This is a genomic window from Rhizobium lentis (assembly GCF_014200175.1).
Taxonomy (GTDB): domain Bacteria; phylum Pseudomonadota; class Alphaproteobacteria; order Rhizobiales; family Rhizobiaceae; genus Rhizobium; species Rhizobium mulingense.
In genome coordinates, this window is the sequence record NZ_JACHBD010000001.1 from 1,091,723 (window position 1) to 1,108,778 (window position 17,056).

General features: G+C 61.2%; 13 protein-coding genes. 2 read left to right on the forward strand and 11 right to left on the reverse strand.

What is annotated here, in order from left to right; genetic code table 11:
- Positions 1-3: 3 nt before the first annotated feature.
- The 6 genes from GGI60_RS05305 to GGI60_RS05330 all read right to left on the reverse strand — a co-directional run bounded on the left by GGI60_RS05305 (position 4) and on the right by GGI60_RS05330 (position 7,670).
- Positions 4-522: a hypothetical protein gene (locus GGI60_RS05305; protein WP_183911986.1), complete on the reverse strand. Its 519-nt coding sequence runs from the start codon at positions 520-522 to the stop codon at positions 4-6.
- 75 nt (positions 523-597) lie between these two features.
- Positions 598-1,353 carry an urea ABC transporter ATP-binding protein UrtD gene (urtD, locus tag GGI60_RS05310; protein WP_183911984.1) on the reverse strand — a complete coding sequence of 252 codons (756 nt, stop codon included), beginning with the start codon at positions 1,351-1,353 and terminating at the stop codon, positions 598-600.
- Positions 1,354-1,358: 5 nt separating this feature from the next.
- Positions 1,359-2,522 (reverse strand): urea ABC transporter permease subunit UrtC, encoded by a 1,164-nt coding sequence (urtC, locus tag GGI60_RS05315; RefSeq protein WP_183911982.1) that lies wholly within the window; start codon positions 2,520-2,522, stop codon positions 1,359-1,361.
- Positions 2,519-4,171 (reverse strand): urea ABC transporter permease subunit UrtB, encoded by a 1,653-nt coding sequence (gene urtB, locus GGI60_RS05320; protein ID WP_183911979.1) that lies wholly within the window; start codon positions 4,169-4,171, stop codon positions 2,519-2,521. Before urtB ends, urtC begins: the two co-directional genes overlap by 4 nt.
- 116 nt (positions 4,172-4,287) lie before the next feature.
- Entirely contained in the window at positions 4,288-5,580 is a 1,293-nt protein-coding gene (urtA, locus tag GGI60_RS05325) for an urea ABC transporter substrate-binding protein (protein WP_183911977.1), read from the reverse strand.
- 185 nt (positions 5,581-5,765) lie between these two features.
- Positions 5,766-7,670, reverse strand: coding sequence for a phosphatase PAP2 family protein (locus GGI60_RS05330; protein ID WP_183911975.1), 1,905 nt, complete (start codon positions 7,668-7,670; stop codon positions 5,766-5,768).
- 178 nt (positions 7,671-7,848) lie between these two features.
- On the opposite strand from GGI60_RS05330, the gene GGI60_RS05335 reads away from it, so the two are divergent.
- Both GGI60_RS05335 and GGI60_RS05340 read left to right on the forward strand, forming a co-directional pair.
- On the forward strand, positions 7,849-11,232 hold the full coding sequence (locus tag GGI60_RS05335; RefSeq protein WP_183911972.1) for an ATP-binding protein: 3,384 nt from the start codon (positions 7,849-7,851) through the stop codon (positions 11,230-11,232).
- Positions 11,225-12,142, forward strand: coding sequence for a response regulator transcription factor (locus GGI60_RS05340; protein ID WP_183911970.1), 918 nt, complete (start codon positions 11,225-11,227; stop codon positions 12,140-12,142). The genes GGI60_RS05335 and GGI60_RS05340 overlap by 8 nt, the downstream gene beginning before the upstream one ends.
- Positions 12,143-12,431: 289 nt before the next feature.
- On the opposite strand, the gene GGI60_RS05345 is transcribed toward GGI60_RS05340, so the two are convergent.
- From GGI60_RS05345 to livM, 5 genes are all read right to left on the reverse strand, one after another.
- Positions 12,432-13,553 carry a branched-chain amino acid ABC transporter substrate-binding protein gene (locus GGI60_RS05345; RefSeq protein WP_183934449.1) on the reverse strand — a complete coding sequence of 374 codons (1,122 nt, stop codon included), beginning with the start codon at positions 13,551-13,553 and terminating at the stop codon, positions 12,432-12,434.
- A 120-nt stretch (positions 13,554-13,673) separates the two neighbouring features.
- Positions 13,674-14,027, reverse strand: coding sequence for a DUF6867 family protein (locus GGI60_RS05350; protein WP_037141013.1), 354 nt, complete (start codon positions 14,025-14,027; stop codon positions 13,674-13,676).
- Between the two features lie 19 nt (positions 14,028-14,046).
- Positions 14,047-14,790: an ABC transporter ATP-binding protein gene (locus GGI60_RS05355; protein ID WP_183911968.1), complete on the reverse strand. Its 744-nt coding sequence runs from the start codon at positions 14,788-14,790 to the stop codon at positions 14,047-14,049.
- Entirely contained in the window at positions 14,790-15,665 is an 876-nt protein-coding gene (locus tag GGI60_RS05360) for an ABC transporter ATP-binding protein (RefSeq protein ID WP_183911966.1), read from the reverse strand. The genes GGI60_RS05355 and GGI60_RS05360 overlap by 1 nt, the downstream gene beginning before the upstream one ends.
- On the reverse strand, positions 15,665-17,056 hold the full coding sequence (gene livM / locus GGI60_RS05365) for a high-affinity branched-chain amino acid ABC transporter permease LivM (protein ID WP_183911965.1): 1,392 nt from the start codon (positions 17,054-17,056) through the stop codon (positions 15,665-15,667). Before livM ends, GGI60_RS05360 begins: the two co-directional genes overlap by 1 nt.

The window sequence follows — 17,056 nt, forward strand, 5'->3', positions numbered from 1 at the left end:
CCATCAGTTCATCAGCGTGCGCCTCAGCATCTGCAAGGCGTACTCCTGTTCTTTCGTCCTCTCGCCGCCAGCGGCGGCCACGTCCTCGGCAATGCCGATCAGTTGCTGACGCTCCTGCATGTCGAGCGCCTTTAGCCAGAGATCCCGGAACCGGCGGATCGGATCTTCGGGGCTGGTGACGTTCTTAGACGCCCACTCCCCGAAAACCAGCACCTCTTCCATATCGCCCGGCCGGATGATCCCTTTCATGCGGTTGCGGACGACATCCTTCGCCGCGTCGAGATGGATCGGCTTTTCCTTGGCAAGGCAGAAGAAGAAGGCCACCGCCGCAATCACCGGATCGGCGATCGAGGCCAGTGGCGCTGCCTCGGCCTGCTTGCGCAACTTTCCGCGTTTAAAGGCCCCCCGCATACGCTCGACGGAATCGATGATCTCGCTTCCCGCCTCACGCATCATTTTCAATCGCCAGTACCAGACAGCCGCGCCGCTGATCGCCATGACCAGAATACCGAGAAAAGCCATGTTGAAACCCCACGATAAACCCCGCTCGTTTTAGAGCTTGTTCTCTCATCGGGTTCAAGCCTGTAGTTGCATTCGTCACCGCCCCAGATAGTTCTCGATCACTTTCGGATCGGAGCTTACGAAATCGATTGAGCCCTCCGCCAGCACCGAGCCTTCGGCAAGGCATGTCACCTTGACGCCGAGGTCGCGGATGAAGCCCATATCGTGTTCGACGACAACGACCGAACGGGTCTTGGCGATGTCCTTGAGGAGGATCGCCGTTTCCGCCGTCTCCGCATCCGTCATGCCGGCAACGGGCTCGTCAACGAGCAGCAACTTCGGTTCCTGCGCGAGCAGCATGCCGATCTCCAACCACTGCTTCTGCCCGTGCGAAAGATTGGCTGCCAGCTCGTCGCGCCGGTGGGTCAGCCGCACCGTTTCGAGAATTTCTTCGATCCGCGCCTTGTCCTCACCTCCAAGCCGGTAGAACAGCGTCGAAAAGACCGAGCGGCGGCGGTTCAGCGCCAGCTCCAGATTGTCCCAGACCGTGTGGCTTTCGAAGACCGTCGGCTTCTGAAATTTGCGGCCGATGCCGAGCTGGGCAATATCGGCTTCGTCCTTCTTGGTGAGATCGATCGTGCCGTTGAAAAACACCTCGCCCTCGTCGGGCCTTGTCTTGCCGGTGATGATATCCATCATCGTCGTCTTGCCGGCGCCATTCGGGCCGATGATGGCGCGAAGCTCGCCCGGTTCGATGACGATCGACAGCGAATTCAGCGCCTTGAAACCATCGAAGGAAACGGAGACGCCGCTGAGATAAAGCACGCTGGTGGGTTTGACGTCGGGGATCATGACCTTCACTCCGCTGCCTGGATTTTCGGCTCGACGCCATCTTCCTGCACCGCCGGCGGCGCAGCCTCGGCAACACTTTTCCGCTTGGCGAAATAGTGCGAAACCGTGCCGACGACGCCCTTCGGCAGGAACAACGTGACGGCGACGAAAAGACCGCCGAGCGCAAACAGCCAGAATTCCGGAAAGAGGCCGGTGAAGATCGTCTTGCCGCCATTGACCAGGATCGCACCGATGATCGGCCCAATCAGCGTCCCTCGCCCGCCGACCGCCGTCCAGATGACGACTTCGATGGAATTGGCCGGTGCGAATTCGCCGGGATTGATGATGCCGACTTGCGGCACGTAGAGCGCGCCTGCTATGCCCGCCATCATCGCCGAGACGACGAAGGTGAAGAGCTTGAAATGCTCGACGCGGTAGCCGAGGAAGCGGGTGCGGCTTTCGGCATCGCGCACGCCGACCAGCACCTTGCCGAACTTCGATCGCACGATTGCCGAGGCGATCGTCAGCGACAGCGCCAGGAAGATCGCCGTCGCGGAAAAGAGGCTGGCGCGCGTGCCGTCCGCCTGAATGTTGAAGCCGAGGATATCCTTGAAGTCGGTCATGCCGTTATTGCCGCCGAACCCCATGTCATTGCGGAAGAAGGCAAGCAACAGAGCATAGGTCATCGCCTGGGTGATGATCGAGAGGTAAACGCCGTTGACGCGGGAGCGGAAGGCGAACCAGCCGAAGACGAAGGCGAGCAGGCCCGGCACGGCCAGCACCATCAGCGCCGCGAACCAGAACTGGTCGAAACCGTACCAGAACCAGGGCAGCTCCTTCCAGTTCAGGAACACCATGAAGTCGGGCAGAACAGGATCGCCATAGACGCCGCGCGAGCCGATCTGGCGCATCAGATACATACCCATCGCATAACCGCCGAGCGCGAAGAAGGCGCCGTGGCCGAGCGAGAGGATGCCGCAGAAACCCCAGACGAGATCGAGCGCCAGCGCCAGCAGCGCATAGGTCAGATACTTGCCGAACAGCGCCATGATGTAGGTCGGGATGTGCAGCGGGTGGCTCGGGCCGGTCGCAAGGTTCAAGATCGGCACGAGGATGGCGATCGCCAGCAGCAGCGCCACGGCGACCGAAATCCTGCGATCGAGAGACCGGAGAAGGAAGGCCGTTATCATGCTTCCACCGCCCTTCCTTTGAGTGCGAAGAGCCCGCGCGGACGCTTCTGGATGAAAAGAATGATGAGGACGAGCACCAGGATTTTGCCGAGCACGGCGCCGGCGAAGGGCTCGAGGAACTTGTTGACGACGCCGAGCGACAAGGCGCCGACCAGTGTGCCCCAGAGATTGCCGACACCGCCGAAGACGACGACCATGAAGCTGTCGATGATGTAGGATTGACCGAGATTTGGCGAGACGTTGTCGATCTGGCTGAGCGCCACGCCGGCAATACCGGCAATTCCCGAACCGAGCGCGAAGGTGAAGGCGTCCACCCAGCCGGTGCGGATGCCCATCGACGATGCCATGCGGCGGTTCTGCGTGACGGCGCGCATCTGCAGACCGAAAGCTGACCGCTTGAGCAGCAGGAGCAGCGCCACGAAGACAACCATCGAAAAGACGATGATCCACAGTCGGTTCCAGGTGATGGAGAGCCCGCCGAGATCGAAAACGCCGGACATCCAGGTCGGATTGCGAACCTCGCGGTTCGTGGGGCCGAAGATGCTGCGCACGGCCTGCTGCAGGATCAGCGACACACCCCAGGTGGCGAGCAGTGTTTCGAGCGGCCGGCCGTAGAGATAGCGGATGACGGCGCGCTCGATTACGAGTCCGACGAGGCCGGTGAAGACGAAGGCGACCGGCACCGCAAAGGCCAGCGAATAATCGGCAAGCGAGGGATAGGCCGAGGTAATCGTTTCCTGCACCACATAGGTTGCATAGGCGCCGATCATCACCATTTCGCCATGTGCCATGTTGATCACGCCCATAACGCCAAAGGTGATTGCAAGGCCGATCGCCGCAAGCAGGAGCACCGAGCCGAGCGACAATCCGTACCAGACGTTCTGGACGATATCCCACAGCGCCAGACTGCGATTGATGGTGCTGATATCTGCCTGGATCGCTGGCTTCAGGTCATCGGGCGCGGTTTCGAGTGTGGTCGTGAGGATGTTCAGTGCATCACGATTGCCGCGAGCCGCGATCGTATCGATCGCAGCCTTCTTGTCTTCGACGCTCGCATCCGTCTTCAGCAGCAGCACTGCGCGCGCTGCTTCCATCATATTCTTGATCTCGGCGTCGTTTTCAGCCGCAAGCGCCGCATTCAGAAGGTCGAGATTGGCGGGATCGGCGTCTTTCAGCAGGCCCTGTGCCGCGGCAAGCCGCGCCGAACGGTCCGGGCTCATCAGCGTCAGCTGGCTGGTGGCGGCGCTGATGACGCCGCGAAGTGCATTGTTGATCTTGACCTTGGTCATCATGTCAGGATCGACATCGGCAGCGGCTTCGCCGGTGATCGGATCGGAATAGGTCGGTTCGTCATCGGTGCCGCCCTGGAGAAGCACCGGGCCGCCATCGGAATTGACGTAGAGAAGGCCGTCGCTCAAGTGCTGCAGGATCTGGCTGACATGCGGGTCCTTGGATGCGACCAGCGCCTTGATGGCCGCCTCGCGTTCCGGGAAGTCGCCGACGCCGAGCGCATCGATGAGGACGTGGATATCGTCCTCTGCCCGAACTTCGCTCGATGTTGCCAAGCCCAGAAATGCGGGGCCGGAAAATGTCAGGCCCGCGAATGTCAGGCAGAGCGTGAAGAGGAAAATCTTTATAGCGCGATACATCGGCTTTCTCGCCCTGGATAGTGTTGGCCTCGCGGCGTAATCGCTGGGACGGAGCTTCCGCCCGGGATCGAACCCGGACGGAAGTCTTCAAGCAATCATCTGATTGGGGGTCGTACTCAGGAACCCTTGCCGCCGCACTTGCCTGTGGCAACGTTGAAGTTGCCGCAGGACATCGGCTTACGCCAATCGGAGATCAGGTCCTTGGAATCAGGCAGGTAATCGGACCATTCGTCGCCGACGACGGCGGGCGTCTGCTGGACGATTTCGAACTGGCCGTTGGCCTGGATTTCACCGATCAGCACCGGCTTGGTGATGTGATGGTTCGGCATGACGGTCGCATAACCGCCGGAGAGGTTTGGTACGCTGACGCCGATGATGGAGTCGAGAACCTTGTCGGTATCGGTCGTGCCGGCAGCCTGGACGGCCTTAACCCACGCGTTGAAGCCGATATAGGCGGCTTCCATCGGGTCGTTCGTCACGCGCTTGTCGTTCTTGGTGTAAGCGTGCCAGTCCTTGATGAACTTCTTGTTGGCCGGGCTTTCGACTGACTCGAAATAGTTCCAGGCAGCGAGATGGCCGACAAGCGGCTTGGTGTCGAGACCGGCAAGTTCTTCTTCACCGACCGAGAAGGCGACGACGGGAATGTCGGTCGCCTTGATGCCCTTGTTGCCCAGTTCCTTGTAAAACGGAACGTTGGCGTCGCCGTTGATCGTCGAGACGACGGCGGTCTTCTTGCCGGCCGAACCGAATTCCTTGATCTTGGCAACTTCGGTCTGCCAGTCGGAGAAGCCGAACGGCGTGTAGTTGGTCATGATGTCTTCCTTCGGAATACCCTTCGAAATCAGGTATGCCTCGAGAATCTTGTTGGTCGTGCGCGGATAGACGTAGTCGGTGCCTTCGAGCACGAAACGCTTGACGCCTTCTTTTTCCATCAGGTAGTCGACGGCCGGAATTGCCTGCTGGTTCGGAGCAGCACCGGTGTAGAAGATGTTGCGCGAGGATTCTTCGCCTTCATACTGCACGGGGTAGAAGAGCAGCGAATTCAGCTCTTCGAACACCGGCAGAACCGACTTGCGCGACGAGGACGTCCAGCAACCGAAGACGGCGGCAACCTTATCCTTCTGGATCAGCTCGCGGGCCTTTTCCGCAAACAGCGGCCAATCGGAAGCCGGATCGACGACGACGGCCTCGAGTTTCTTGCCGAGAAGACCGCCCTTCTTGTTCTGCTCGTCGATGAGCATCAGCATGGCGTCTTTCAGCGTGGTTTCGGAAATCGCCATCGTGCCGGAGAGCGAATGCAGCACGCCGACCTTGATGGTGTCATCGGCAGCGACCGCGCCATTTAACGCGGCCGACGCCGCCATGACGGTGCCGAGTGCAGCACCGGTGATAATGGATTTGAGATTCATTTGGTTGATCCCCTCTCTTGTTCCGCAACAGGCCGGAAACGGAGTTAACTGTTGCCGCGGGGACTATCGGGTGCCGCATCGCAAAAACACATACGCAAAATGACGTAGACGCAGGGGGTAAATAGGCAGGCGGGAAGCAAGGGCATCCCCGCAGCCGAGGACGCCCTCCATCTGTGAGACGGAAATCAGCCGTCGATCGTCAGCGTAACCGATGTCGGGCCGTAGGAGAGGCTCGCCTTATGGCCGGAAATAGTGAACTTGCCGAAGCTGCCGGTGACGTTGCCCGCTTTCAGGATCTCGATTTTCGTTCCGGGCGTCGGGGTGAAGCCGTCGGCGAGAGTCACGTCGAGATCGCCGGCGAGTTCCGCCTTGCCGTTGACTGCAAGGGTGCCGGCACCGTTCGCGCCGAGTGCAAGCTTCGCCGCAGCTTTGGCGATCTGCTGATAATCGCCGCCCACGATCAGCGGCTTGGCGGCGGCCAGAACCAGCGAACCGCCATTCACCGTCAGCCCGCCGGTGCCGAAGGCCGACGAGGAACCGGCGACCAGCACGCCTTCTTCCAGAATGGTGCCGCCCGCATAGCTGTTGGCGCCTGACAGGCCGAGGATGCCGCTGCCGCTCTTCACCAGCCTGCCCTTGCCGCCGATGTCATTGCGCCAGGTGTCGAATGCACTGAAGCCGCCCTTGGCCGCATCCATCGTCACGGTCACATCCTGGTCGAAGGCACCATAACCGTCGGCGGCAGCAAACAGGTTGAGGCGGCCGTAACCTTCCGCGTCGTCGAGGAGCGGATAGCCGGAAGTGATTTCCGTCGTCCTCAGAACCTCGCGGCGCTGTTCGCCGTTAAGATAGGGCAGACGCGTTTCGAGCAGCGCTTCGGCGCCCTGCGGCACGCGGGCCGGCTGATCGGTCGCATGGATCGCCGGCAGGCCGTAGCTCAGACGCTGCAGCACGTTAGCGCGATTGGCGTCGTGATCGGCAAAGCGGTCCGCGGCGAGCGGCGCTCTATGAGCGGCGACTTCGAGCGCACCCGCATCGGCAACGCCTGATTTGGCGATCAGCCACGATTGCGCCTGGGCGTAAGCGTCGCGCTTCAGCGCAGCATTGCCGGTCTTGTTCAGATTGTAGACGACCGTCGCGGTGCCGAGCATGCGGCCGCCCATCACGTCGAGCGGAGAATGCATGCCGGAAAGGATGCGATCCTCACCCAGTTCGCTGGCGCGGGCGATCATTTCCTGAAAGCGCTGCGGTACGAGATAGGCCATGGCGAGCGCATCCCGCCAGGCTTCCGCCGTATGCCCGCTCGGGAAACCGCCATCCTCGACCGGCTTGCCGCTCTTGGCGGGCACCAGGGTCGGGACAACCGACACGTCCTGGCTCCAGCGGTAGGGGCGGCCATATTTGAAATAGCGCTTGGCGGGTTCCGTCGAGCCGTCAGCGCTTGCGGCGTTGATGAAGTCGATCGCAAGCCCCATGTCCGGGTTGGCGTCGGTCTTGTTTTCGGTGTCCGGCTTGCTGCCGGCGCCGCGGTTGTTGCCCTTGTCGTCATATTTGACCGTCGTCGCGTCGGCCGCTACCTCGGTGATCGTGGTAGTCTGCTTGGAGCCGGCCTTCCAGGCTTCCGTCAGCGGGCCGAGGCCGTCGACGATGCTGGCGTTCTTGCCGCGTCGGTCGTCGAGATAGGCGGCAAATGCCTGCTCGGCCGTCCGCGCCCGCGTCGCCTTGACGACATAGGCGATGTTGGCGTCATGGACGAGCTTGTTAATGATCTGGCCGTCGGTCTTGCTGAAGGGAATGCCGTCCCAATCCGTCTTGGCGACCGCCCGGCAATTCTCCTTGGCCGGGGCTTCGACACCGGCATCGACGAAAGGCGTGCGCGGGGTCCAGATTTCGAGGAACCCGGAGAGGAGATGAACGGCGGCATTGGAGTCCACCGTCGAGAAGCAGGCATCACCGCGTTTGTTGGTGTTTCCGGTCTCGACATAAGGCGCTTTCGCCGCCGTGTCCTGCTCGGCGATGGCAAGCGGCGGCACGATCGAAACAAGGCCGACGAGGGCGGTGCTCAGGCGGAAAAGGCTTGAAACAGACATGGGTGATACCTGAAATGGTTGAACGAATGGCGGGAGAGTTAGAGGGCTTGTGTGACAGACCGGCTTCAAAAATATGGCGGTTCCGTGAATCTGCCAGTGCTCCGCCCCTTGCCTTTCTCATCTATCCTGCCAACACTGTTTTGAGACGATAGGCCAACCGGAATGCCGGAAGGAAGACATGGCAGCACGCCAACGCATCATTCCGGTAAGACGCGAGTATAATCGCTGGGTCGCCAACCAGACGCTGGAAGATTACGCGCTGCGCTTTACCGCAAAGAGCGCCCGCCATTTCTCCTCCCAGCGCATCGCACAGACGGCGATCGGCGCGATCTCCTTCCTGGCGCTCGAGGCGATCGGCGGCGCCATCAGCCTCTCCTACGGCACCACCAACGCCTTCTACGCCATCATCGTCGCCTCGCTCGCCATGCTGGCGATCGGTCTGCCGATCAGCCGATACGCTATCCGCCACGGCGTCGATATCGATCTGCTGACGCGTGGCGCCGGTTTCGGCTACATCGGCTCGACCATCACCTCGCTGATCTATGCGGGCTTCACCTTCATGCTGTTTGCGATCGAGGCCTCGATCATGTCCGGCGCGTTGGAACTGGCGCTCGGCATTCCCCTCTGGATCGGCTATGTCGTCAGCGCCGTCATGGTGATCCCGCTGGTGACGCACGGCGTGCGGCTGATCAGCAAGTTCCAGCTGATGACCCAGCCCTTCTGGATCGTGCTGAATATCCTGCCCTTCCTCTTCATCGCCTTCATGGACTGGGAGAAATTCGATCTCTGGCGCGCCTTTGCCGGCATCCGACATGCCTCGGGCCCGCCCGGCACCGTCGCCGATTTCGATCTGGTGGAGTTCGGCGCCGCCTCCGCCGTTATCCTCGCCCTGATGTCGCAGATCGGCGAACAGGCCGACTTCCTGCGCTTCCTGCCGCCGGAGCCGCGGCGCAAGTGGCGCCATCGCCTCGCCGTCTTCCTTGCCGGACCCGGCTGGGTTGTCATTGGCGCACCGAAGCTGCTCGCCGGTTCCTTCTTGGTCGTGCTGACGCTGGCCTCGGGCGTGCCGGTCGATCGCGCCGCCGACCCGGCGCAGATGTATCTGACCGCCTTCGGCTACATGGTCCCCTGGCATAATGCCGCGCTGTTGTTAATGGTGGCCTTTGTCGTCGTCTCGCAGTTGAAGATTAACGTGATGAACGCCTATGCCGGCTCGCTCGCCTGGTCGAACTTCTTCTCGCGGTTGACCCACAGCCACCCCGGCCGCGTCATCTGGCTGGTCTTCAACGTTGCGATCGCCCTCTTGCTGATGGAACTTGGCATCTACCGGCTGCTGGAGGAGACGCTCGGCATCTTCTCGATCGTCGCCATGGCCTGGCTCTGCACGATCTTCGCCGATCTCTTCATCAACAAGCCCCTGGGGCTCGCTCCCCCCGGCATCGAGTTCAAGCGTGCTCACCTCTACGACATCAATCCGGTCGGCATCGGCGCCATGGCGCTGTCGGCAACGGTGTCGCTGATCGCTCATTTCGGCGCCTTCGGCCCGCTCGCCGCCTCACTTGCCCCCTATATCACGCTCGTCGTCGCGCTCATCGCCTCGCCGGCACTCGCCTGGGCGACGAAAGGCAAGTTCTATCTCGCCCGCAAGCCGCGCCAGAGCTGGAAGAACCTGACGAACATCACCTGCTCCGTCTGCGAGCACCCTTTCGAGCCGGAGGATATGGCGTGGTGCCCGGCCTATGCCGCGCCGATCTGTTCGCTCTGCTGCTCGCTCGACAGCCGCTGCCACGACATGTGCAAGCCGGCCGCCCGCTTCAACGCGCAGGTCGGCGCCGTCGCCAAGGTTCTGCTGCCGGAAACCATCCTGGGCAAACTGGCGACGCGCCTCGGCCGCTACGGCATCGCCGTCGTTCTGGCATTGGCCGCCATCGGCGCGATCCTGGCGATGATTGCCCATCAGGTCGCCGCCGCCTCCCCCGAGACGGCCGAAGTGGTCAACCGCACCATCCTGGTCGTCTTCTTCGTCTTTTCGGTGATATCGGGCGTCGTCTGCTGGTTCTACGTGCTCGCCCATGACAGCCGCGTCGTCGCCGAGGAGGAATCGTCGCGCCAGAACACCTTGCTGCTCAAGGAAATTGCCGCCCACAAGAAGACCGATGCCGCCTTGCAGAACGCCAAGGAGATGGCCGAGGCCGCCAACCGCGCCAAGAGCCGCTATGTCGTCGGCCTCAGCCATGAGCTTCGCACGCCGCTGAATGCCGTGCTCGGCTATGCCCAGATCCTCGAGCGCGACGAAACCATTCCTCCGCCGCGCCAATCCTCGATCAGGGTCATCCGCCGCAGCGCCGAGCATCTTTCCGGGTTGATCGACGGCCTGCTCGACATTTCGAAGATCGAGGCCGGCCGCCTGCAGGTCTACTCGAACGAGATCAACATCCAGGATTTCCTCGACCAGATCGTCGAGATGTTCCGCCCGCAGGCGCAGGCAAAGGGGCTTGCCTTCGCTCACGATCGCTCGCCGGCCCTGCCGCAATTCGTCCGCACGGACGAAAAACGGCTGCGCCAGATCCTCGTCAACCTGCTCTCCAATGCCATCAAGTTCACCGACGAAGGCAGCGTCACCTTCGATGTCGGCTATCGCAGCCAGGTGGCGACCTTCACCGTTGCCGATACCGGCCGCGGCATCACCGAGAAAGACCTCCCCCGCATTTACGAACCCTTCCAGCGCGGCGAGGCCGAAAGCGTGCGGCCGATGCCGGGTCTCGGGCTCGGTCTCACCATCACCCGGCTTCTGACCAACACGCTCGGCGGCGAGATTTCGGTCTCGAGCGTGAGGGACGTGGGTTCGACCTTTCGCGTGCGGCTGATGCTGTCGGCCGTCATACGCGCTGCCGCCCCGCCGCAGGAAAAGCGCATCATCGGTTACGACGGTTCGCGCCGCACTGTGGTTGTTGTCGATGACAATGAGGATCACCGCGAGATGATGCGCGAAATCCTGGCTCCTCTCGATTTCATTGTCCTGACCGCGGCAGGCGGCACCGAATGCCTGACGCTGATCGACGGCATCATGCCGGATCTCTTCCTTGTCGATATCCTGATGCCCGGCATGAACGGCTGGCAGCTCGTCTCGCGCCTGCGCGAGGCCGGCCAGACGGCGCCGATGGTAATGCTTTCGGCCAACATCGGCGATGCCGCCGTTCTGAGCGACAGCGACGACAGCCACAATGATACGATCGGCAAGCCGGTCGATATCCGCCAGCTGCGCGACAAACTCGCCCTCCATCTCGGCCTGAAATGGATCTATGCCGACGACGCCCACGCCATTGTGGAAAAAACCGAAACGCCGATACTCAGTCCTGGCCCGGCCCATGTGCAGGAATTGCTGCGGCTCGGGGAGATCGGCTATATCAGAGGCATCGAAGCCAAGCTTTCGGACCTTGCCAAGCTGGAGGCAAATCGGCCATTCACGGAGGAGCTTCGCGCCTATGTCGCCTCCTTCGATATGGCCGGCTTCATGACCTTCCTGCACGACTTCGACGAAAAGGTGGAATCCATTGGCTGAGCCGGCCCTCCCCCGCGACATCGTTCTGCTTGTCGATGACTCGCCCGAAGCGCTCGGGTTCCTGACCGATGCGCTCGAACAATCCGGCTACTCCGTGCTGATCGCCACCTCCGGCGCGGCAGCCCTTGGCATCGTCGAGCGCATTACGCCCGATCTCATCCTGCTCGACGCCGTCATGCCCGCCATGGATGGCTTCGAGACCTGCCGCAGGCTGAAGGCGAATGTCGCTGTGGCGCAGGTGCCTGTTATCTTCATGACCGGTCTGACCGAGACCGAACATGTCGTGCATGCGCTGGAATCCGGCGGTGTCGATTACCTCAGCAAACCGATCAATATCGACGAGTTGCGCGCCCGCATTCGCGTCCATCTCAGAAATGCCCGCTCGACCCAGAGCGCCCGCGTCGCCCTCGACGCCGCCGGGCGGCATCTGCTGGCAGTCAAGGGCGACGGTGCGATCCATTGGTCGACGCCACAGGCAACGCGCCTTGTCAATGCCGCCATGGGCAGTGACGACGGCATGGAAATCGTCGTCCGCCATATCGCCGGCTGGATGCGCGACCGCGCAAGTGCTGCGCGCGACGGCATCATCTCGATCGCCCATGCCGGCCAGGCGGCGCTGCAGCTCGCCTTCCTCGGCGCGATCGGCCCTGACGAATATCTTTTTCGCCTCACCGCTGCCAATCAGCGCAGCGACGACGAGATGCTGCGCCAGCGCTTCTCTCTCACCCAGCGCGAATCCGAAGTGCTGCTCTGGATCGCCAAGGGCAAGGCCAACCGCGACATTGGCGAAATTCTGGGATTGTCGGCACGCACGGTGAACAAGCATCTCGAACAGATCTACGTGAAGCTCGGCGTCGAAAACCGTGCATCGGCCGCCGTGAAGGCGACCCATGTGCTGCACGAGATGTGAGCGATAAAGCGCGTCGCATCAAATTTGATTCATGCGACGCGCTTTAGCTCTTTGTTTTTATGCATGTCGTTGTCCCGGAACCGCGGCCCACTTCCGGGCGACATGTATTGGTTGGCGGCATGGGATCGCCGCCGCCGAAATTGCCGAGGATCTTCGCAACGGCCGGAAACGGGCAGACCCGTCGGCAGGGAGGTGGCACCTCGGCGAACAGAAATTGAAATCTTCGGAAAACAAAGAAGCCCGGTCGGAACCGGGCTTCAATCTCACATCCCCAAAAGGGAAGTTATGCTTACATGCCCTGCGGGACGTAGGTGTACTTGCCGTCCGCGCCCTTCTTCCATTCGTACATGATGTAACCAGGAATCTTCGGGTCGCCCTTTTCATCGAACGAAATGTCGCCGAGAACCGTCGGGAACGGACCCTTTTCCTTCATGGCGGTGGCGACGGCTTCAGGATCCACCGAGCCGGCAGCCTTGGCCGCACCGGCGATCGCCTGCATCGCAGCGTAGGAATAAAGCGTGTAGGCTTCCGGGTTGAAACCGGCGGCCTTGAACTTTTCGACGAGTTCCTTGTTGGCCGGGTTCAGCGTCGGATCAGGACCGAAGGTGTTCAGGGTCCCGGCAACGGCGTCGCCGGCGATCGAGGCCAGTTCGTTCGAAACGATACCGGCGCCCGAAACCAGCGTTGCCTTCAGGCCCTGGTCGGCGGCCTGACGGATGATGAGACCGGCTTCGGTGTGCAGACCGCCCCAATAGATGATCGAAACGCCAGCTTCCTTCATCTTGGCGATGAGGGCCGAGAAGTCCTTGTCGCCGACATTGATGCCTTCGTACATGACTTCGGTCACGCCGGCTGCATTCATCGCCTTCTTGGTTTCGTCGGCAAGACCCTGACCGTAGGGTGTCTTGTCGTGAACGACGGCGATCTTGGCGTCCTTGAAGTGGTCGGCAAGATACTTGCCGGCGATGGCGCCCTGCTGGTCGTCACGGCCGCAGGTGCGGAACGTGTTCCAGAGACCGCGCTCGGTGAACTTAGGGTTGGTCGCGGCCGGGGTGATTTCGAGAATGCCGTTTTCGGCATAAACTTCCGAAGCCGGGATGGAAACGCCCGAGTTAAAGTGGCCGATGACGAACTTAACGCCGTCAGCGACGAATTTGTTGGCGACCGAAATGCCCTGCTTCGGGTCGGAGACGTCGTCGCCGAGCTCGATCTTGATCTGCTCGCCGTTGATGCCGCCGGCAGCGTTGATGTCGGCGGCCGCCTGCTCGGCACCCTTCTGAAGCTGCGCGCCGAAAGCAGCGTTCGGGCCGGTCAGCGGACCAGCGACAGCGATGAGGACGTCGGCCCAGGCATTGCCGCTGAAGGCGACCATCGCCGTCAGAGCCACCGCCGACAGAAGAGACTTCTTCATATTGTTACTCCCAATTTTTGGGCGGGTTCCGGTCCAAGGCCCGGCGCATTACCCACCATTGACTGCGCCAGGAAAGCTGTTCCACTCTGAAGGCAATTCATGCCTAGTTTCAACGGACTGTCAATGTTTGTCCTTCCACGAAAACGCGGAAGTTTTTTCGTACAGCCAGTAATAGTTGTTGACCATCTGATTGGTGCGGCGAAAGCGGAAGCCGGCCGTCGAGAAGACCAGCAACGTCACGAAGTCGATGCCATAATAGAGGGCGCTGAGCATTGGTCCATTGAACAGGGCGTGGTGGAGAAACTGCATCGCCCAGGCGAGCAGGAAGGTGTAGACCACCGCCAGCGGATAATTGTTCCAGCCGTCGGCGACTGCCTTGCCGGCCCGCCACGCCGTCCAGAAGCCAATCAGCACCACAAGGGCGCGAATGACGAGACGGACGCTGTCATCGCTTTCGAAGAAAAGTCCCTGCATCTCAAACTCTCCCTTCGAGCTAGTGTCTTCCGCCTTCGAGATAGGCGGCGCGGACCTCGGGATTGGCGAGCAGTTCCTTGCCGGAACCGCTCATCGTCACCTTGCCGTTCACCATCACATAGCCGCGGTGCGAAAGCCTCAGCGCCGCGAAGGCATTCTGCTCAACCAGGAACACGGTCAGGCCTTCCTGCTCATTGAGCTTGCGGATCGCCTCGAAAATGCCCTTGACGATCAGCGGCGCGAGGCCGAGCGAAGGTTCATCGAGCAGCAGCAGCTTCGGGCGCGCCATCAGGGCGCGGCCGATCGACAGCATCTGCTGCTCGCCTCCCGAAAGCGTACCGCCGCGCTGGGCATGGCGTTCTTTCAGACGCGGGAAGAGCGTGAAGATCTTCTCGACGTCCTCCGAGAAATATCTGAGATTGTCGAGGCCGGCCCCCATCTGGAGGTTTTCCAGGACCGTCATGCGCGGAAAGATGCGGCGTCCCTCAGGAGATTGCGCGATGCGCAACCGAGCGATCTCGTGGGTCGGCAGCTTGGTGATATCGCGGCCCTCGAAGACAACCGAGCCGGTGCGGGCCTGCGGACTGCCGCAGATCGTCATCATCAGCGTCGACTTGCCGGCGCCGTTGGCGCCGATCAGGCTGACGATCTCGCCTTTGTTGACTCGGACATCGATGCCCGCGAGCGCCCGGATATTGCCGTAATAGGTTTCGACGCCGTTGACCTGAAGGAGCGGTTGACCGGTCATTACTTCATCGCCCATCAGTTTGCGCCTCCTTCGAGCTGCTCGACGGCTGCGATCACCTCTTCCACTTCTTCATCCTCGACGCCGAGATAGGCTGCAATGACCCTCGGATCGTTCTTCACGTGATCCGGCGTACCGTCGGAAATCTTCTGACCATATTCAAGAACGACGACGTGGTCGGAGATTTCCATTACGACCGACATGTCATGCTCGATCAGCAGGATCGATGTTCCGGTTTCAGCACGAATGTTCTGAAGCAGCGCATTCAGCGCCGCCGATTCGCGTGGGTTGAGACCTGCGGCCGGCTCGTCCAGGCAAAGCAGCTCCGGCCCGGTGCACATGGCGCGCGCGATCTCGAGACGGCGCTGGGCGCCATAGGGCAGATCACCGGCTGGATCGTCGGCGCGGTCGATGAGATCCGCCTTCTCCAGCCAGAAACGCGCAAGCTCGATCGCGCCTTCTGCCTCCCGCTTGTACGGGCCGACGCCGATGAGGCCGAGGATCGTATAACCCGATGCCTTCATCAGCTTGTTGTGCTGGGCAACCAGCAGGTTTTCGAGAACGGTCAGGCCGGAGAACAGCCGGATGTTCTGGAAGGTGCGCGCGACCTTGGCTTCCTTGGTGATGCGAAAGTCCGGCAAACGCTCCAGCAGGAACTGCTTGCCGCTCTTCTGGTTGAGCGTGATCATGCCCATCGTCGGCTTGTAAAAACCGGTGATGCAGTTGAAGACGGTGGTCTTGCCGGCTCCGTTCGGGCCAATTAGAGCAGTGATATCGCCGCGCTTGGCCTCGAAGGAAAAATCGTTGATGGCCATCAGGCCGCCGAACTTCATCGACAGGTGCTCGACCTTGAGCAGAGTGTCGCCAGACATCTTATTCATTTCGGGGCTCATCAACCATGGCCCTCCTTGATAAAGCTTCCGGATATCGCTTTGCGCGCTCTGAGGAAGGCTGTTGGCTCACGCGAGCCCACGAAGCCGCGCGGCTTGAACAGCATGACGACGACCATGGCGAGGCCGAAGATCAACATGCGATAGAGTTCCGGCGTAAAATCAGGCCCGAAGATGAGTTTTAGGAAGCCCATGTTGCGCAACAACTCGGTGCCGCCGACCATGACGATGGCAGCGATCGCGATGCCGGTCAACGAACCCATACCGCCGAGAACAACGATCGCGAGAATGACGGCCGATTCCAGGAAGACAAAGGATTCCGGCGAGACGAAGCCCTGGCGGGCGGCGAAGAACGAGCCGGCGAAACCGGCAAACATAGCGCCCGTTGCAAAGGCGGTGAGCTTGGTCGTCACAGTGTTGATGCCGAGGGAACGGCAGGCGATCTCGTCTTCGCGCAAAGCTTCCCAGGCGCGTCCAATCGGCATGCGGCGCAGCCGGATGGTGACATAGGCCGTCAGCATGCAGAGCAACAGAATGAGATAAAAGAGGAAGATCTTGTAGTAGGCCGAGGAGCTCGGCAGGTGAAAGAGCTTGGCAAAGCCGCCGGCCGTCGCGTCGAAGGGAATGCCGAAAAGTGTAACCTTGGGGATGCTCGAGATACCGAACGTGCCCTTCGTCACTTCGGTCCAGTTGATCAGGACGAGACGAATGATTTCACCGAAGGCAAGCGTGACGATGGCGAGGTAATCGCCGCGCAGCCGCAGCACCGGGAAGCCGAGGATGACGCCCCAGAGCGCCGCGAAGATGCCCGAAAGCGGCAGCAGTACCCAGAAGGACAGGCCGAAATAGCTCGAAAGCAGCGCGTAGGAATAGGCACCGACGGCATAGAAGGCGACATAGCCGAGGTCGAGCAGACCGGCGAGGCCGACGACGATGTTCAGCCCCCAGGCGAGCATCACATAAATCAGGATCTGGATGCCGAAGTTGTCGACATATGTCAGCGAGCCCTGAGGGCCTTTGAGCGCTACCACCACCAAGGGATAAAGCAGCAGCGCGGCCAGCGCGATCTTCAGGAAATGCCGGTGGAAGAAGCTCTTCTCGGTAGAGATGTCGAGTTCGCCCTGCCTCGCCTTTGCCAGCTTGCGGCTGTCGAGATGCGGTCGCAGGAAAACCACCATGGCGAAGCGGCCGATGGCAGCGACCGCGACGAAGATCGCAAGCAAGCCCCAGCGCTGGACGATGATCAGCTCGTTGCTGATGTTCTGGTCGGTCTTGAGGCCGACATAGAGAACGAACATGCCGAACGACAGGACCGCCGCGAAAAGAGCTTCGGTAAGGCCTTTGCGGACAAGTCCGGCATCGGGCTTGCCTGCAGAATTTGCGATGTTTGCCAT